This window comes from Henriciella barbarensis (assembly GCF_003576345.1).
Classification (GTDB): domain Bacteria; phylum Pseudomonadota; class Alphaproteobacteria; order Caulobacterales; family Hyphomonadaceae; genus Henriciella; species Henriciella barbarensis.
The window spans coordinates 140,823-159,499 of the sequence record NZ_QWGB01000003.1; the positions used below are offsets into that span (position 1 = coordinate 140,823).

An 18,677-nucleotide genomic window follows, 5' to 3' on the forward strand; every position below is an offset into this window, starting at 1 on the left:
TGAGTTTTGCAGGCTTTAGGAGCCGGAAGTCATTGAAGCGACTTCAGCAGCGAAATCGTCTTCTTCCTTCTCCACGCCCTCACCCAGACCGAAGCGGGCGAAGCCCTTAAGCGTTGCGCCCTGCTCTTCCAGGAACGCACCGACCGTCTGGTCTGGATTCATGACGAATGGCTGCTCGACAAGGACAACTTCCTTGTAGAACTTGTTGAGGCGGCCCTCGATCATCTTTTCGATGACATTGTCAGGCTTGCCGCTTTCGCGGGCCTGATCCGTGAGGATCTGGCGTTCACGCTCGACCAGCTCAGGATCGAGGTCTGCCGTCGTCGCAGATGCCGGGTTCGTCGCAGCAACGTGCATCGCAACCTTGCGGGCGGCGTCCGACAGCTTTGCCTTGTCGCTGCCTTCAACAGCAACCAGAACGCCGATCTTGCCCATGTTCTCAGCTTCCGGGCTGTGAACATAGGCCGCGACCTGGCCGCCTTCAGCAGTCATTTTCGCAACGCGGCGAAGCGCCATGTTCTCACCGATTGTCGCCACGAGGCCGGTGATCATGTCGTTGACTGTACCGTCGCCCTGAGGCGCTGGTGCGTTCTGGACCGCCTCAAGCGAACCGTCGGTTTCGAGAGCGGTCTTGGCGATGCCTGCGAGCGCGGACTGGAACTTCTCGTTGCGAGCAACGAAGTCGGTTTCCGCGTTCAGCTCGACCAGCGTACCGGACGTGCCATCGGAAGACAGTAGCGCAGCAACGAGACCGTCAGCCGCAGCGCGGCCGGCTTTCTTGGCGGCCTTCGAGAGACCTTTTGCACGCAGCCAGTCAACGGCGGCTTCCGTGTCACCATCATTTTCGACGAGCGCTTTTTTTGCGTCCATCATGCCCGCACCAGTGCGGTCACGCAGGTCCTTGACCAGAGCGGCGGTGATCTGTGCCATCTCTAAGATCCTTCCAGATTGAGTGTTGGGTTTAGCTTTCGGCCTTGGCTTCTTCGCTTGCGCCGGCGTCTGCCTCAGAAGCTTCGCCAGCGGCAGCATCAGCAGCGGCAACATCGCCTTCGGCCATCGCATCAATGTCTTCGGACTCGCCGAGGTCGATGCCGAGGCCGGCTGAAGATTCAGCGAGGCCATCGAGAACAGCATCGGCAATCAGGTTGCAGTACAGCGAGATCGAACGGGCGGCGTCGTCATTGCCCGGGAACGGGAAGTCGACATCGTCCGGGTCGCAATTGGTGTCGATCACGGCAATGACCGGAATACCAAGCTTCTTGGCTTCCTTGATCGCGATCTGCTCCTTGTTCGTGTCGATGACGAACATGAGGCTCGGCAGGCCGCCCATATTGGAGATACCGCCAAGGGCGCGCTCCAGCTTGTCACGCTCACGCTCGACGACGAGGAGCTCTTTCTTGGTGAGGCCGGATGCGTCACGGTCCGAAAGCACTTCGTCAAGTTCGCGAAGACGCTTGATCGATTTGGAAACCGTAGTCCAGTTGGTCAGCGTACCGCCAAGCCAGCGATGGTTCATGAAGTATTGTGCAGAACGCTCTGCTGCTTCTGCGATCGGCTGCGCGGCCTGGCGCTTGGTGCCAACAAAAAGAACGCGGCCGCCTTTTGCAACGGTATCGCGAACCTGGACCAGCGCCTGGTGAAGAAGCGGCACGGTCTTGGACAGGTCCATAATGTGAATACCCGCGCGATCGCCATAGATGAAAGGCTTCATCTTTGGGTTCCAGCGGTGGGTTTGGTGACCGAAGTGAACACCTGCTTCGAGCAGCTGACGCATCGTGAATTCAGGCAGAGCCATGATATATTTTCCTCTTCCGGTTGACCGGCACGGACACTATCGGGCTCAAACCGCTGAGCTCGACACCGGATGATCCGCGCATCGGGGGTTTAGAGCGCTGCCATATACGTAAAACAGCCCTGATTGCAACCAGGCTTTGTCAGGCTGCGAGCGTATCCACGCGCGATACACCGGACGCCATCTTGAGGGCTCGCAGTGCTTCAAGCCCCGTCGCATAGACGGCTGGCAGCTTCATTGAAACGATCCGGCCATCGGCCAGCGGCAGCTCGAGGAATATCTCTCCCCGGTCCGCGCCCGGCGCATTGACCAGTCTTTCTGCCACGGCACCGAGTTCATCAAAGTTCGCGCCACGTGAAAGTCGCACGACCAGCGCTTTCGCCTTCTTGCCAATCCGGGCCTTCTCGATGGGCTTTACATGCTTCACCGAAAGACGAATTTCCTCTTCCTGGCGGCGCACATTGACCATGACGCAGATACTGTTTGCCGGCGACATCAGATCCCTGAAATTGTCGAGCACTTCGGGCATGACCATGAGCTCGACCTCGCCGGTCGGGTCAGACAGGGTCAGGAAGGCGAATTTGCCGCCGTTCCGCGCTGGCTTTTCCACGCGGCGGCGCACCACCCCGATCAACTCCAGCGGCCGTCCATCAACCGCGACATCGGCAATCTCGTTTGAGAGTGTGATGCGTCCGTCTTCAAGGCTGTCGAGGACGTCATCCAGCGGGTGACCACTCAGATAGAAGCCGACGGCGGCAAATTCTTCGTCGAGAATTTGATGTCCGTTCCATGAAGACACTTCCTGGAGCGTCGCTTTCACGGCTGGCTCTGCATCGCCGAACAGCCCGCCCTGCCCGCCGGCGCGATCTTCCGCGGCTGACACCGCCATTGCAGACAACAGGTGCGCGGACGCCAGACAGGTGGCCCGGTTCGGCTCAATCGAATCGAAGCCGCCAGCGCGCGACAGCTGCTCGAAACACTTCTTGTTGACCGATTTTGGATCAACCCGCTCTGCAAAGTCATGCAATGACTTGAAAGGACCACGAACGGCGCGCTCAGCCTCCAGCTGCCGCATGGCCTCAAGCCCCACACCCTTCAGCGCACCGAGGGCATAGACCAGCGCGCCATTCTCCACATCGAAATCGGCTGTCGACCGGTTCACATCCGGCTGGATGATTTCAATCTCGAGGCGTCGACATTCCTGCACGAAGGCGGCCAGCTTGTCGGTGTTCTGGAGGTCGAGGCTCATCGACGCGGCGAGAAACTCGACAGGGAAGTGACGCTTCAGATAAGCTGTCTGATAACCGATGAGCGCATAGGCGGCGGCGTGCGACTTGTTGAAACCGTAACCGGCAAACTTCTCCATCGTATCGAAGATTTCATTCGCCAGCGGCGCCTCGATACCTTTGAGCTTCTGGGCGCCATCGAGGAAACGCGCGCGCTGGGCGACCATTTCCTCGACCTTCTTCTTACCCATTGCGCGGCGCAGAAGATCGGCCTCACCAAGCGAATAGCCAGCGATTTCCTGCGCCATACGCATGACTTGTTCCTGATAGACAGGCACGCCATAGGTCGCCTCCAGGATCGGTTCGAGATCCGGATGCTGGTAGTGGACGTTCTTTGGGTCTTCCTTGCCCGCCACATAGACCGGGATGTTGTCCATCGGGCCTGGCCGGTAAAGAGAGATGATCGCAATCACATCTTCGAGGTTGTGCGGGCGTACCTTGCGCAGCGTGTCGCGCATGCCCTGGCCTTCCAGCTGGAACACACCCAGCGTCTGGCCGCTTGCCATCAGCTCATAGGTCGCCGCATCATCCAGCGACTCCCATTCAGGACCGACATCGCGCCCATCGCGGCGAATGAATTTCAGTGCGCGATCGATAACCGTGAGCGTCTTGAGACCGAGGAAGTCGAATTTGACCAGGCCACCGGCCTCGGCCCACTTCATGTTGAATTGCGTAGCCGGAAGATCTGAACGCGGATCGTTATAGAGCGGCACAAGCTCCGTGAGCGGACGATCACCGATGACAACGCCTGCGGCGTGCGTACCAGCGTTCCGGTAAAGGCCTTCCAACGCGAGCGCCGTCTTCAACAACTCTCCAACACGCGGGTCTTGAGCGACCTCGTCATCGAACTTCGGTTCGTCGTCGATCGCTTCCTGCAGCTTTGGCGGATTGGCCGGGTTGAAGGGGATCAGCTTGGCCAGCCTGTCGACCTGGCCGTACGGCATCTGCATGACACGGCCGACATCGCGGACCACGGCCTTTGCCTGTAGCGTACCAAAGGTGATGATCGCCGCGACACTGTCTGCGCCATACTTGTCGCGCACATAGCGGATAACTTCGCCCCGCCGCTCCTGGCAGAAGTCGACGTCGAAGTCAGGCATCGAGACACGTTCCGGGTTCAGGAAGCGTTCGAAGAGCAGGTCGAAACGAAGCGGATCGAGATCTGTAATTGTCAGGACCCATGCCACGACCGAACCCGCACCAGAACCGCGGCCCGGGCCGACAGGGATCCCCTGCTCCTTGGCCCACTTGATAAAGTCGGCAACAATCAGGAAGTAGCCGGGAAAGCCCATCTTCTTGATGATGCCCAGCTCATAATTGAGCCGCTCAATATAGGTTTCTTTGGGCGCGTAGAGCTGCGGCGCTTCGGCAAGGCGCTGCTCGAGCCCCTCCTCCGCCTGAACGCGCAACTCTTCAAACTCCGAACGTGAGCCGTCACCAAAGTTTGGCAGGATCGGATCATGCGTGCGCGCACGTACCGCGCAACGTTTTGCGATCTCCACCGTCGAGGCCACAGCTTCCGGCAAATCGGCGAACAGCTCGACCATGTCGGTCGGCGCTTTCAGATACTGATCCGGCGAGACCCTCTTGCGGTCATCCTGACCCAGATACTCACCATTCGCGATACACATCATCGCGTCATGGGCGTGGGCGTGCTTTGGATTGAGGAACCGCGCATCGTGCGTCGCTACGACCGGCAGACCCAGCTTGTAGGCCGCCTCCAGAAGGCCCGGCTCGCTTTCTGCCTCTTCCTGTAGGCCGTGGCGAGTAAGCTCGACATAGCAGCGCCCCGGATAGGCTTCGGCGAAACTCGACAGCGTCGCTTCGGCATCGGCCTGCTTGTTCTTCAGGATGTACTGCGCGGCCTCGCCTCGCATGCCGCCCGTCAGAAGGATCAGGCCATCCGTCTTTTCAAACAGGTGCTCTCTCTTCAGGCGCGGCACGCCATCCGCCGCCTCGAGATAGGCATAGGAGGACAGCTCCATGAGCCGCTTGTAGCCAATCTCATTCTGCGCATAGACCGACACCTGTGTCAGCCATTCCTGATGCCCACCATCGGTCACATCAAAGCAGCACGCCATGATCGGCTGCACGCCTGCGCCAGACAGTGTCTCGGAGATTTCCAGCGCACCGAACAGATTGTTCCTGTCGGTAACAGCGACAGCCGGCACGCCATTGCCAACGGCCCACGCCTTAAGATCCTTCGGCGTAATCATGCTCTCGAGAAGCGAGAAGCTGGTACGCACGGCAAGGTGGATAAAAAGCGGCTCGGACAAGGCGGGCTCCTCTCAGGCGAGGATTATGCCCCGTTCTGTCGGTGAGTCGAAGGGCTCAGCCTGCAAAGGCTGTGAGTTTTCCAGCCTTCAGGGTCAGCACGCGATCCATATGCTGGTTGAGCGCCATGTTGTGGGTCGCGACCAGAACGGCAGCTCCCTCCATGCGCGCAATCTTGATCAGGCTGGCAAAGACCCGCTCAGTGGTTGCCGGATCGAGATTACCAGTCGGCTCATCAGCGATGACCAGCTTGGGGTCATTGACCAGCGCGCGCGCGATCGCAACGCGTTGTTGCTCACCGCCTGACAGTGCGCCCGGCTGGTGCTGCACCCGTTCGGACAGGCCCATTTCGGCGAGCAATTCGCGCGCCTTTTCGCGTGCGAGGCTCCGCTTCACACCATTTACCATCAGCGGCATCGCCACATTGTCGAGCGCATTGAATTCAGGCAGCAAGTGGTGGAACTGGTAAACGAAACCGAGTTTCTCACGGCGAAGGCGCGTGCGAATGGCGTCTGAAAGGTTCAGGACACCCTGCCCATCTAAAAGGACCTCGCCGCCTTCAGCCCGCTCGAGCAAACCGGCCGTATGCAACAGGGTGGATTTACCTGATCCCGACGGGCCGACCAGTCCAACGAGTTCGCCCCGGTTCAGCGTCAGGTCAGCATGATCCAGTACCTGAAGGAGGGTTGGGCCGGAGCGGTACTCCCGCACGATGCCGCGCAGCTCAAGAACAGGTGCAACACTCATCACTCGAACCTCAAAGCATCGACAGGGTCGAGACGTGCCGCGCTCCAGGCTGGCCAGATCGTCACGAGAATGGACATACTCATTGCCCAAAGGGTCGTGAAGACAGCCTCCGCCCAGTCGAGCTCCGCTGGCAAGCCGTCGAGGCCATAGACTTCTGCGTCAAAGATATCCCGTCCCAGAATGGAGCTCAGGAAGCCTTCGACCACACCGATATTCAGCACGATCAGCACGCCCAGCGCGAGACCGATCAAGGCGCCTGTCAGACCGAGGATTGCGCCAATCATGATGAAGACCCGCATGATCGCGCCGCGCGGCGTGCCAATAGTCCGCAGAATTGCAATATCGCGCGTCTTGTTCTTCACCAGCATCACCACGCCAGTGATGATGTTGAGTGCCGTAATCGTGATGAGGATGAGCATGATGACCCGCATCATGCCGCGTTCGACATTGAGGGCATTGAAGTATGACGCCCGACGAAGCTTCCAGTCTTCGACCCGAAGCCCGCCAGAGAGCGAGCGAATTTCGGCCATGACGGGTTCGGTCCGCATCGGATTATAAAGCCGCGCATCAATCGCCTGATATTCACCGCGTTTGTTGAAGAAAAGCTGCGACTGCTGCATCGGCATAAGGACATAGAGCTTGTCCAGCTCAACACTTCCCGTCGTAAAGGTATCGCCGATCGTATAGGCTTTAGAGCGCGGCGTTACACCAAACGGTCCGGCGACACCCTCAGGCGCGATCAACGTGATCTTGTCGCCGATACGAAGCCCCAGATCCTGCGCCAGGAATGCGCCAATCAGTACGACATCACCGCCATTACGCCCTTCACCGAAGCGGGCTGCATCCGCCGTCGACTGGCCGCCTTCAAGATAAGGCAGATTACCAATATCTTCGCTTCGTACGCCGCGTACGATGGCGCCTGTCCGGCCATATTCCGATGTCGCGAGAACCTGTTGCTCAATGATCGGGAAAGCGTGTTCGACACCTTCCAGTTCAATGACCTCATTCGTCAGAATATCCACATCACTTTCAGGCAGACCGCCAACAGATACGAAGACATGTCCCTGGCCGCCCAGAAGCGCGTTCAGCAGCGTCGAGCGAAAGCCCGCCATCACGGACATGATGACGATAAGCGCCGTGACAGCCAGCATAATACCGAAGAAGGAAATGATCGAGATCAGCGAGACGCCGCCATGCTGGCGGCGTGCACGCAGGTAGCGCCAGGCAAGTGCGCGCTCGACCTGACCAAATGGCGCAGCTTTCGCCATCAGTCGGCCTTCACCAATTCAACGGCCTGTTCCAGCTTCATGTCGGACTTCTCACCCGTCTTGCGGTTCTTAACCTCGACCATGCCGGCCTCGACACCGCGCGGGCCGATAACGATCTGCCAGGGCAGACCTATCAGATCCATCCGGTTGAACTTGGAACCCGGACGCTCATCGGTCTCATCATAGAGCACATCCAGCCCCGCAGCCTGCAGCGCCGCATAAGCGTCATCGGCCACGCCAGAGACCGTTTCGTCCTTTGGCTTCATCGAGATCAGGCCCACATCGAACGGCGAGACAGACTTCGGCCAGACAATACCATTCTCATCATGACAGGCTTCGATGATACCGCCGACAAGGCGGGAAACGCCGATGCCATAGCTGCCCATCTGAACGGGCACGTTCTCACCCTCAGAGGTTTGCACCGTGGCGTTCATTGCCTCGGAATATTTTGTGCCAAAGAAGAAGATATGGCCAACCTCAATGCCGCGGGCCGACACCTGGCGGCCCTCCGGTACCTTGGCGAACTCGGCCTCGTCATGCTTCTCCTCGGTCGCCGCATAGTATTGCGTGCGACGCTCCATGACGTCCGACAGTTCGCCATCAAAGTCGAGGTCGAGACCTGGCGCAGGCACATCAAGCAGTGCGCCGTCACAGAAGACTGCGCTTTCGCCCGTATCTGCAAGGATGATGAACTCATGGCTGAGATCGCCGCCAATCGGGCCGGTATCGGCCTGCATCGGAATGGCGGTTAGCCCCATCCGGTCGAAAGCGTTGAGATAGGCGCAGAACATCTTCTGATAGCTCCTGCGCGCGTCCTCTTCGGTCAGGTCAAATGAATAGGCGTCCTTCATCAGAAATTCGCGGCCGCGCATCACGCCAAAACGTGGGCGGATCTCATCACGGAACTTCCACTGCGTGTGATAGAGGTTCAGCGGCAGAGCCTTATAGCTTTTGACATAGGCGCGGAAGACATCCGTGATCAGCTCTTCATTGGTCGGGCCGAACAGCATTTCGCGCTCATGGCGGTCAGTAATGCGAAGCATCTCCTTGCCATAAGCTTCATAGCGCCCGCTCTCCTGCCAGAGCTCGGCCTGCTGGATCGTCGGCATGAGCATCTCAACGGCCCCTGCCCGGTCCATTTCCTCGCGGACGATCTGCTCGATCTTGTTCAGGACACGAAGGCCGAGCGGCAACCAGGTATAGATACCGGCGCCATTCTGCCGGACCATGCCGGTGCGCAGCATCAGCTGGTGTGAAACGATGGCCGCGTCAGCTGGCACATCCTTGGAAACTGGCAGGAAATATCTGGACAGGCGCATTGAGACTGGCTCACTCCTAACAAGGCGGGTCGCGGCCCCCTGTGTTATTGTCAGTCGTTGCGATTGGCTAGAGTGCGCCTGCAAGCACGCAGCGCTTTTTCATGCGTCCCCGGTCAGGCACCGTAATAGCGAAGCAGCGGCACGACGACCAGGCCGGCGAGAACAGTACAAACGGCTGCGCCGATCGTCGCCCAGATCGCTTTCTTAGCCAGCATCGGCTCGGCAGGTGCGCCTTCTTCAGTGCCCTCGGGGATCTCCCCCGCTTCGAACTGGCCGCGCACGCCGATAGGCAGGACGATGAAGAGACACATCCACCAAGAAATACAGAAGATGACGATACCGCCGACGAGAGACATTAGTGATCGCCCTTCGGCGTCTCCATCAGCTCAACGAGGACACCGTTTGAATTCTTTGGGTGCACGAAGACGATGGGCGTGCCGTGAGCGCCAATGCGCGGTTCGCCAAGAACAGTCGCGCCGCGCGCCTTCATGACGTCAACTGCCTGGTGGATATCGGCCACTTCAAAGCAGACATGGTGCTGCCCGCCCTTCGGGTTCTTCTGGATGAAATTGTGGATCGGGCTTTCTTCGTTCAGCGGCTCGATCAGCTCGATCTGGCTGTTGGGCAAGTTCACGAAACAGACTTTCACGCCTTGCGCAGGCATATCGAAAGGCTCGGTAATGTCCGTCGCGCCATAAAGCGTCTTGTACGTCTCGATCGCATCGGGGAGCGACGGCACAGCAACACCCACATGGTTCAGCGGGCCCAGTTTGAAGTCTTCAGCCATTTCATCCCTCACACTCTCATAACCATGACATCGACCAGCGGTTTGCGGCCGAACGTTCGTTCGCAGGCTTTGCGAATGGCCCGCACCAGCGCCGTTTCAACTGCGTCGTCATTTAGGCGCTTTTTACGCGAAAGACCATCGAGCGCCTCGTCGCAGGCCGCCTCAATGGCATCGACGGACTCGTCAGCGAGGCTGCCATCCTCTTCCGACATGCCGCGAACTGCCAGATACGGACCGTCCGCAATACTTCCGGCTTCATCGAAGGAAACGCTGGCCGACACATAGCCGAACTTCGAGATCGCGATCCGCTCCTTCAAGCCTTCAGAGCCCGCAGGCACCAGCCGGTTGCCATCAAGGTGCAGCCTGCCGTGCGGGACCGTATCAATGACCTCCGCCTTGCCCGGCGCCAGCCGGATCATGTCGCCATTGCGGGGGGTCACAGCTTCCGGCACCTGCACGGAACGGGCAAAGCCAGCATGCTCGACAATGTGTCGGCGTTCACCGTGCACGGGTACGGAAATACGCGGGCGGACCCATTGATACATGCGCTCAAGCTCATCGCGCGCCGGGTGGCCGGACACATGGATGACGTCTTTCGTCATCCGGTCGGTGATGATGCGCACGCCCTTCTCTGCTAGCGCGTTCTGCATCTCGAAGATGCCTTTCTCATTCCCCGGTATGACCCTCGAGGAGAAGATCACCGTGTCGCCAGCGCCAAGCGAGACATGCCGGTGCGTATTTGCGGCGATGCGGCCTAGCGCAGCTCGCTCCTCACCCTGACTACCGGTACAAAGGATCAGGATGTTGTCAGCAGGGAAGCTGCCCACATCGGCTTCGTTGACAAGGTCAGGCAGGTTTTTCAGCACGCCGGTCTGCACAGCGGCATCTACAATCTTGTGCATGCTACGCCCGGCGAGGCAGACGCTCCGGCCAGCCTGGCGCGCCGCTTCAATGACCGTCGCAACGCGCGCAACATTGGAGGCAAACGTCGCAACGGCCACCCTGCCCTTCAGACTTCCGATCAGCTCAATGAGATTTTTGCGCACGGTCGCTTCAGAGCCGCTTTCACCGTCGACAAATACATTCGTGCTGTCGCAAATCATCGCGAGCACGCCTTCATCACCGAGCTTTTTCAGCCCTTCGATGTCCACGCCTTCACCGATCAGCGGATCCGGGTCGATTTTCCAGTCACCCGTATGGAGTATTGTCCCCACAGGCGTCTCGATGGCCAGGGCGTTCGGCTCCGGAATGGAATGGGTCAGTGTCAGATAGCGGACCTTGAACGGGCCAGCCTCAACCTCGCCTTCCAGGGGGACGACATTCACATCGACATGTTTCAGGCCGCGCTCTGCCAGCTTTCCGGCGACAAGGTGGGCTGTGAACGGTGTCGCATAAAGCGGCGCGCGAAGCCGCGGCCAGAGCAGACCCACGGCGCCGATGTGGTCTTCATGCGCATGCGTCAGGAAGATCGCGTCGATCTGGTCAGCATGCTCGACGATGAACTCGGGATCAGGCGTGATCAGATCGATGCCTGGCGTGGTATCGTCGCCAAAGGTTACGCCAAGGTCTACCAGGATCCAGCGCCTGTTATGCGCCGGGCCATAGCCATAGGCATTCAGGTTCATACCGATTTCGCCGCAGCCTCCAAGCGGAAGAAAGACGAGTTCGGGCGTGTCCTTATTGGGCATCAGGTCCTTTCCGGTTCCGGCGGTAGATCTCTAGCAGACCGGACTCCATCAGGGTCTGGTCATAGTGATCGATGGTCGCGCTCGCACCGTCAAATAGCGAGGCAACGCCGCCTGTCGCAATTACTGTCATCGGCTGGCCGTATTCTTCCTTCACGCGCCTGACAAGACCGTCGATGAGGTCAATATAGCCCCAGAAGACACCGGACTGCATCGCGGCTACGGTCGAGTCGCCGATAATTTTCTCAGGCCGTTGGATCGCGATCCGCGGCAGCTGCGCGGCTGCATCATGCAGTGCGCGCATGGAGAGGTTGATGCCCGGGCTGATAATGCCGCCCTCAAACCCGCCGTCCGGCCCCACGATGTCCAGTGTTGTCGCAGTACCGCTGTCGATAACGATCAACGCGCCAGGATAGGCTATATGCGCGCCAATGGCGGAAACCAGACGGTCAGCGCCGACCTGTTCAGGCCGCGGAATGCGGATAGGCACACCAAGCTCAACCGACGCCTCCCCGACAACCAGAGGCTCCGTCGCAAAATAGCGGCGCGCAAGATTTCGGAAGTTGAACAGCGCCTGGGGCACGACGCACGAAATGACGCAGGCGTCGATGTCGTAGTTTGAGACCTTGCGCATATTCATGAGTGGCTCGAGCCAGACGATATAGTCGTCGGCTGTCCGGCGTGCGTCAGTAGCGCTGCGCCACATCGCCACCCAGTCGACGCCATCGTGAAGCGCGAAGACCGTATTCGTATTGCCGACATCAATCGCGAGCAGCATGACCGCCAATCTCCTTCACCAGCTCTACATCGCCTGCTCGAATGGTGTGCGTCTTGCCATCCGCGCACGCAAGCAGCAGCGCCCCGTCAGGGCCAACACCTTTGAAGATGCCGATCTGCGCATCAGCGCCTTTGCCGACCGTCACCTCTTCGCCCAATCCTTCCGCATATTTTTGCCAGTCGGCCAGCAGGCTTTCGAAATCGGATGAAGCCTGCGCGCAGCGCTTAACGAAAGCGTGGCGAAGCGCGTCGAGAAACATCTCGGCGGTGATGATCTGAGGCGCCCCAAGGTCGAGCAGGCTGGTTGCGGCTTGTCCTGCCCCGTCCGGAGCGAACCGCACATTCACACCCATACCGCAAGCGACCCAGCAGGCTTTTCCCGATGCGGCACCGGCCTCTACCAGGATGCCACTGATCTTCTGTCTGCTGGCGCGCACATCGTTCGGCCACTTCACCTGCAATTGACCGCTATCGATAAAAGCAGACGCTGCATCAAGAATGGCAAGGCCCGCCGCAAACGGATAGCGGGTGGCCTTCACCAGCCCGCCTTCTTCCTCGAAGAGAGCCGTTACGAACAGATTGCCTGTTGGCGAGTCCCATTGGCGACCCAGGCGCCCACGACCGGCGGTCTGCTTGCGCGCCGCGATCCAGACAGGTCCCAAATCATCAGCCTGCGCCCGTCGCCGGGCTTCTTCATTGGTACTGTCGATCTCGTCGAACCAGAGAACTGGTGCGTCTGGTCTCACTGAATGAACCCGGCCGACGCCTGCGTTGCCCAGTCAAGGAAAGGCGACGCAAAGACGAAGAGGACAAGACACGCAGCCGCGGCGGCGTACACGGAGAGCGAGACAGTTGAGCCGACGGGCTGGAAGCGCTCGACCGGCTCCTTCACCCACATCACGAGTATGATGCGGAGATAGTAACCGAAGGCGAGCACAGAGCTTAGCACCAGCACGATCAGAAGAGGCAGGAGACCAGCGTTCCAGCCTGCCTGGAATACGACCAGCTTGCCAATAAAGCCAACTGCGAGCGGGAAGCCTGACACGGAGATAACGAGGACCGTGAGCGCAAGAGCAAGGCCCGTACGACGGCGAACAAGCCCCGCCAGCTCATCAATATTCTCTACCATGCCACCCTCACGGCGCATGGACAGCACACCGCCAAAGAGTCCGATGGACGCGATCACATAGCTCGTCATGAACACGAGAAGCGCAGCGGCGCCATACTCAGCGCCAGCGGCGACGGCGACCAGCGCATAGCCCATATTCGCGATTGAGGAGTAACCGAGAAGCCGCTTCAGATTGTTCTGGATAAGCGCCCCGAAAGCACCGATGAGCATGGAGAGCGTTGCGATAATCGCGATAATCATCTGCCAGTCTTCGAACACGCCAGTAAAAGCCGTGAACAGGAGATTGGCGAAAACCACCATGCTGGCCATTTTCGGCGCAGTCGCGAAAAAAGCGACAACCGGGCTCGGTGCGCCTTCATAGACATCCGGCGTCCAGACGTGCATCGGCGCTGCCGATACCTTGAACGCCATGCCCGAAATCATCAGCACCATGCCGAAGACGAGGCCGATTGTGCGCTCAGAGCTGGCGATATCCCCATAGTCGGTTGAGCCGGTGAAACCGTAGACCAGCGAAATACCGTAAAGCAGAATGCCCGATGCGAGCGCACCCAGCACGAAATACTTCAGACCCGCCTCGGAAGACCGGATGGAATCTCGGTGGAAAGAGGCTAGCACATAGGATGAAAGGCTGAGCGTCTCGATACCCATATAGAGCGTCATCAAATTCGATGCCGACAGGATGATCCCCATGCCAAGAGAGGCAAAGATCACCAGGAGCGGGTACTCATAACGGATCGTCTCATGACGCTTCAGGAAACCCTCAGCCATGAGCAGGGTGACAGCGCCGGCTATGAAACTGATACATTTGGCAAAGTTCACGAACGGGGTCGTCGTAACGAGGCCGCCAAAGGCTTCGCCGCCTTCCCAGTTCATGATGACAACCAGCGCAGCCAGCAAGAGCGTTACCGCCCCCAGCTTGAAGGACAGTCCGTTGAAACGATCGCCCATATAGGCGCCAGCCAGAACACCAGCGAGGCCAGCGAGCGCGAGAAGTAGCTCCGGGCCAATGGCAGAGATCATCGCCTGAAAATCGAGCATAATGTGCCTCTATCCTCCGGTGATCATCTGAAGCGCGCGCAGGCTGCTTTCGCGCGTGATATCGAATACGAGATTTGGTGTGATGCCGAGCAGTATGGTGCCGATGATCAGCGGCGTGATCGTGATCAGATCCTTCTTGCCGACATCGGTGATGTTTTCGAGCGCCGGATTGGTCACCGGGCCGAACACCGTGCGACGGTACAACGTCAGCATGTAGACAGCCGAGAAAATCACGCCGAGCGCCGCGCCAGCCGCTGCCCAGGTCGACGCCTGGAAAGCGCCGGTCATGGTCAGGATTTCCCCGACGAAACCACTGGTGCCTGGCAAGCCGACATTGGCCATGGTGAACAGCATGAAGATCGCCGCATAGATCGGCATCTTGTTCACGAGGCCGCCATAGGCTGCGATCTCACGCGTATGCACCCGGTCATAGACCATGCCGACGATCAGGAAGAGTGCACCGGAAATAAGCCCGTGCGAAATCATCTGGAAGATCGCGCCCTGCACGCCAACCTCGGTGAAGGAGAAGATGCCGAGCGTCACGAAACCCATATGGGCAACAGACGAATAGGCGATGAGCTTCTTCATATCGGTCTGGCGGAAGGCAACCAGCGACGCATAGACGATGGCGATGACCGACAGCGCGAACATCATTGGCTGGAAGAACTGGCTCGCATCCGGGAACATGGGCAGCGAGAAGCGCAGGAAGCCATAGCCGCCCATCTTCAGCAATACGCCCGCCAGGATAACCGAACCGGCCGTCGGCGCCTGAACGTGCGCATCTGGCAGCCAGGTGTGCACCGGGAACATCGGTAGCTTTACGGCAAAGGACGCGAAGAAGGCCAACCACAGCCAGGTCTGCACCTCAGGCGCAAAGGCATATGTCTCAAGCACCGTGATGTCGGACGTACCGGCCTGCATATACATGAAGACGATGGCCGCCAGCATGAAGAGCGATCCGAGCAGCGTGTAGAGGAAGAACTTGAACGAGGCATAGATGCGCTCTGCCCCGCCCCAGACGCCGATAATGATGAACATCGGGATCAGACCGGCTTCGAAGAAGACGTAAAACAGAACGAGGTCCATCGCGCAGAACACGCCGATCATGAAGGTCTCAAGAACCAGGAATGCGATCGTGTATTCGGTCAGGCGTTGCTTCACCGTGCCATAGGACGCAACAAGGCTGATCGGGGTCAGCAGCGTGGTGAGCAGGATAAGGAGCAGCGACATGCCATCGATGCCCAGCTTGTACTGGATACCGGCAAACCAGCTTACTTCCTCGACAAGCTGGTAGCCTGGCGCGTCGACTTCAAAGCTCACAAGCATGACCAGCGAGGCAAGGAAGGTCGCGGCCGAGAAAATCAGACCCGCCATGAGCGACTGGCGCCCACGCGTCTCTTCATCCTGGCCATTGCTGCCCGTGGCTGACTGCACAAGCATGATCAGCAAGGCACCAGCCAGCGGCAGAAAGGTGACCGCTGTCAGAATTGGGAAATTGCCCATTAGCCCGCGCCTCCGACACGCCAGAAGATCACCGCGCCAAAGACAAGGGCTGCGAGAATGATCACGAATGCATAATGATAAAGATAACCGGTGTGCATGGCCGACAGACGACGCGAGCTCCAGCGAACAAGCGATGTCACGCCATCAGGGCCGAAGCCGTCAATAATGCGCTTGTCGCCGGTCTTCCAGAAGAACCCGCCTAGCCAGCTCGTACCCTTGACGAAGGTCGCGTTGTAGATCTCGTCAAAATACCACTTGTTTGCGAACAGGTTGTGCAGCGGACCGCCGGATGCCGCGATTTTCGCACCGAAACCCCGGTTGAAGAAATAGGTGAAGGTCGCAATCAGGAAGCCAGTCACCGTTACGAAAAGCGGCGCCCAGAACACCCATTCCGGTACATTGTACTTGTCGGCCAGAACCGTGTTGTCAGCGGCGTTGTAGAGTGCTCCAGCCCAGAACTCGGCCTGATGATGCCCAACGAACGAGTCGTAGAAGACGAAGCCGGCAAAGATCGCGCCAAGCGACAGGAGGCCGAGCGGGATCAGCATGACCAGCGGGCTCTCATGCGGGTCCTCATGATGGTCGTGGTGATGACCATGATCATCGACCGAGAGGTGCTCGTCGGCATGGCTATCGACTTCCGGCGTTTCCGGCGGGATCGAGTCCTCACGCGGCCCGTGGAACGTCATATAGATGAGGCGCCAGGAATAGAAGCTTGTCAGAAGCGCAGCCACGATACCAAAGATGAAGGCCAGCGTGCCAAAGCTCACACCGTTCGATCCGGCCGCAAACGTCGTCTCGATGATGGCATCCTTGGAGAAGAACCCTGCAAAACCGAACGAGGTGTGCGGAATACCAAGACCGATAATCGCAATCGTGCCGATCATCATCGCCGCATAGGTCAGCGGCATGAACTTCGCGACACCGCCCATGCGGCGCATGTCCTGCTCATGGTGCATGCCGTGAATGACTGAGCCTGCCCCGAGGAAAAGAAGCGCCTTGAAGAAGGCGTGCGTGAAGAGGTGGAACATCGCCGCCTGATAAGCGCCGATACCGGCCGCAAAGAACATATAGCCGAGCTGTGAACAGGTCGAATAGGCAATGACGCGCTTGATGTCGTTCTGCGCCATGCCCACGGTCGCCGCATAGAGCGCGGTCACGGCACCGATCAGCGTGACCATGCCAGCGGCAAACGGTGCGTACTCGTAGATCGGTGAAACGAGGCAGACGAGATAAACGCCTGCAGTCACCATGGTTGCAGCGTGAATGAGCGCCGAAACCGGCGTCGGGCCTTCCATGGCGTCGGGAAGCCAGACGTGCAGGAAGAACTGCGCCGACTTACCCATGGCACCGATGAAAAGAAGAACGCCGATCAGCTCCAGCGCCGGGACGTTGTAGCCAAGGAATGGAACAATCAGCTCGCGGATCGGCGCAGCGTCAGCCAGCGCCAGAGGCGTCACAGTTGCATTCTCGCGAATGGCGCTCAGCACTGGTTCGAACTCTACCGAGCCGAACACGACGAAAACACCCATGATCCCCAGCGCGAGACCAAAGTCGCCGACCCGGTTGGTCACGAATGCCTTGATGGCCGCGCTATTCGGCGCTGCTTTCGTGTACCAGAAACCGATCAGCAGATAGGAAGCGAGACCGACGCCTTCCCAGCCAAAGAAGAGCTGGATGAAATTGTCAGCCGTCACCAGCATGAGCATCATGAAGGTAAAGAGCGACAGGTAGGCAAAGAAGCGCGCCCGATGCGGGTCTTCGCTCATATAGCCCCAGGAATAAAGGTGCACGAGGCCAGACACGCCCGTGATGACGGCCATCATGACGATGGACATTGCATCGACACGGATCGCCCAATCCGCCTGGAACTGGCCAACATCCATCCAGGTCAGCAGCGTAATGATATGCTGGACCGGCGCCACAACGGCCGCGCCATGGTCACCGGCAGCCGGCGCAGCGGTGTGAACCGCCTCAACCACGCCGCCGCCAAAGGCAAACATGAAAAGCTGGATGATCGACAGGATGCCGGCGAGACCGACCGTACCGGTCGTGATCACCATCGCGCCGGTATCGGTTACATATTTCTGGAACAGACCGGCAATCAGGGCCGCAAGGCCCGGCGCCAGGACGATGAAGAGAAGTGCGAAATCAGGAAGCATATCCGGTCTAGCCCTTCATCAGGTCGATGCTCTCGACGGCGATGTCGCCTCGATTGCGGAAGAAAACAACGAGAATGGCGAGCCCGACAGCCGCTTCGGCAGCTGCCACTGTCAACACCAGCATGGCAAAGATCTGACCGACGATCGTGCCCGAGAACACCGAAAAGGCGACGAGGTTGATATTGACGGACAGGAGAATGAGCTCGATCGCCATGAGGATGACGATGATGTTCTTGCGGTTCACGAAGATGCCGACGACACCCACCGTGAAGAGGATCGCTGAAACAGCAAGGAAGTGATTGACGGTTATATCCATGACCTAAAGTCCCTTGCCTGACTCAACGTCGATGCGGCGGGTCGCATCCTTGCGAGTGCGGGCGGTCTGCTTTGCGATGTTCTGGCGTTTGACGTGCGGCTTATGGCGAAGCGTCAGCACAATGGCACCGATCATCGCGACCAGCAGGATGATGCCAGACATCTGGAACAGCAGAAGGTATTCGGTGTACATCACCTGCCCGATGGCTTCGGCATTTGTGGCCGCGCCGGGATTGGCGTTGATCTCATCACCGGCTGTCGACCTCGCAAACGTGACAAGCGCGATTTCAGCGGCGAATGCGACACCAACCAGCGCGGCAAAGGGCCAGTAGCCGAGCGTTCCCTGCTTCAGCTCGACGAAGTCGACGTCCAGCATCATCACCACGAACAGGAAGAGCACCGCGACCGCGCCGACATAGACGACGACGAGCAGCATTGCGAGGAACTCCGCCCCGATCAGGACGAGCAGGCCCGCAGAAGTGAAGAAGGCCGTGATCAGCCAGAGAACGGAGTGAACCGGGTTCTTGGCGGCAATCACGGCGACTGCCGAAACGGTCACGATCGCTGCCAATATGTAAAAGGCGATGAGTTCCAC

The 18,677-nt window shown here is 59.0% G+C and carries 16 protein-coding genes; all 16 read right to left on the bottom strand.

Annotated features, from left to right (window positions below; all coding sequences use genetic code 11):
* Positions 1 to 15 precede the first annotated feature (15 nt).
* The 16 genes from tsf to D1224_RS01150 all read right to left on the bottom strand — a co-directional run bounded on the left by tsf (position 16) and on the right by D1224_RS01150 (position 18,677).
* Positions 16 to 930 (bottom strand): translation elongation factor Ts, encoded by a 915-nt coding sequence (tsf, locus tag D1224_RS01075; protein WP_119378093.1) that lies wholly within the window; start codon positions 928 to 930, stop codon positions 16 to 18.
* A 31-nt stretch (positions 931 to 961) separates the two neighbouring features.
* Positions 962 to 1,795, bottom strand: coding sequence for a 30S ribosomal protein S2 (gene rpsB / locus D1224_RS01080; protein WP_119378094.1), 834 nt, complete (start codon positions 1,793 to 1,795; stop codon positions 962 to 964).
* Positions 1,796 to 1,934: 139 nt separating this feature from the next.
* On the bottom strand, positions 1,935 to 5,354 hold the full coding sequence (gene dnaE / locus D1224_RS01085) for a DNA polymerase III subunit alpha (RefSeq protein WP_119378095.1): 3,420 nt from the start codon (positions 5,352 to 5,354) through the stop codon (positions 1,935 to 1,937).
* Between the two features lie 55 nt (positions 5,355 to 5,409).
* Positions 5,410 to 6,099: an ABC transporter ATP-binding protein gene (locus tag D1224_RS01090; RefSeq protein WP_119378096.1), complete on the bottom strand. Its 690-nt coding sequence runs from the start codon at positions 6,097 to 6,099 to the stop codon at positions 5,410 to 5,412.
* A complete protein-coding gene (locus D1224_RS01095; RefSeq protein ID WP_119378097.1) occupies positions 6,099 to 7,367 on the bottom strand; it encodes a lipoprotein-releasing ABC transporter permease subunit in 1,269 nt (422 codons plus the stop codon). Before D1224_RS01095 ends, D1224_RS01090 begins: the two co-directional genes overlap by 1 nt.
* Positions 7,367 to 8,686 carry a proline--tRNA ligase gene (gene proS, locus D1224_RS01100; protein ID WP_119378098.1) on the bottom strand — a complete coding sequence of 440 codons (1,320 nt, stop codon included), beginning with the start codon at positions 8,684 to 8,686 and terminating at the stop codon, positions 7,367 to 7,369. The genes D1224_RS01095 and proS overlap by 1 nt, the downstream gene beginning before the upstream one ends.
* 113 nt (positions 8,687 to 8,799) lie before the next feature.
* Positions 8,800 to 9,042: a DUF1467 family protein gene (locus tag D1224_RS01105; RefSeq protein WP_119378099.1), complete on the bottom strand. Its 243-nt coding sequence runs from the start codon at positions 9,040 to 9,042 to the stop codon at positions 8,800 to 8,802.
* The gene (gene mce / locus D1224_RS01110; RefSeq protein ID WP_119378100.1) at positions 9,042 to 9,473 is read right to left on the bottom strand and encodes a methylmalonyl-CoA epimerase; all 432 of its coding nucleotides are present in this window, start codon (positions 9,471 to 9,473) and stop codon (positions 9,042 to 9,044) included. The genes D1224_RS01105 and mce overlap by 1 nt, the downstream gene beginning before the upstream one ends.
* Before the next feature lie 8 nt (positions 9,474 to 9,481).
* Positions 9,482 to 11,161 (bottom strand): ribonuclease J, encoded by a 1,680-nt coding sequence (locus D1224_RS01115; protein ID WP_119378101.1) that lies wholly within the window; start codon positions 11,159 to 11,161, stop codon positions 9,482 to 9,484.
* Positions 11,151 to 11,936 carry a type III pantothenate kinase gene (locus tag D1224_RS01120; protein ID WP_119378102.1) on the bottom strand — a complete coding sequence of 262 codons (786 nt, stop codon included), beginning with the start codon at positions 11,934 to 11,936 and terminating at the stop codon, positions 11,151 to 11,153. Before D1224_RS01120 ends, D1224_RS01115 begins: the two co-directional genes overlap by 11 nt.
* Entirely contained in the window at positions 11,920 to 12,681 is a 762-nt protein-coding gene (locus D1224_RS01125) for a biotin--[acetyl-CoA-carboxylase] ligase (protein ID WP_182482117.1), read from the bottom strand. The genes D1224_RS01120 and D1224_RS01125 overlap by 17 nt, the downstream gene beginning before the upstream one ends.
* On the bottom strand, positions 12,678 to 14,102 hold the full coding sequence (gene nuoN, locus D1224_RS01130; protein WP_119378104.1) for an NADH-quinone oxidoreductase subunit NuoN: 1,425 nt from the start codon (positions 14,100 to 14,102) through the stop codon (positions 12,678 to 12,680). Before nuoN ends, D1224_RS01125 begins: the two co-directional genes overlap by 4 nt.
* A gap of 9 nt (positions 14,103 to 14,111) precedes the next feature.
* Positions 14,112 to 15,605, bottom strand: coding sequence for an NADH-quinone oxidoreductase subunit M (locus D1224_RS01135; RefSeq protein WP_119378105.1), 1,494 nt, complete (start codon positions 15,603 to 15,605; stop codon positions 14,112 to 14,114).
* Positions 15,605 to 17,767 (bottom strand): NADH-quinone oxidoreductase subunit L, encoded by a 2,163-nt coding sequence (gene nuoL, locus D1224_RS01140; protein ID WP_119378106.1) that lies wholly within the window; start codon positions 17,765 to 17,767, stop codon positions 15,605 to 15,607. The genes D1224_RS01135 and nuoL overlap by 1 nt, the downstream gene beginning before the upstream one ends.
* A 7-nt stretch (positions 17,768 to 17,774) precedes the next feature.
* The gene (nuoK, locus tag D1224_RS01145; RefSeq protein ID WP_119378107.1) at positions 17,775 to 18,083 is read right to left on the bottom strand and encodes an NADH-quinone oxidoreductase subunit NuoK; all 309 of its coding nucleotides are present in this window, start codon (positions 18,081 to 18,083) and stop codon (positions 17,775 to 17,777) included.
* 3 nt (positions 18,084 to 18,086) lie between these two features.
* Positions 18,087 to 18,677, bottom strand: coding sequence for an NADH-quinone oxidoreductase subunit J (locus D1224_RS01150; RefSeq protein WP_119378108.1), 591 nt, complete (start codon positions 18,675 to 18,677; stop codon positions 18,087 to 18,089).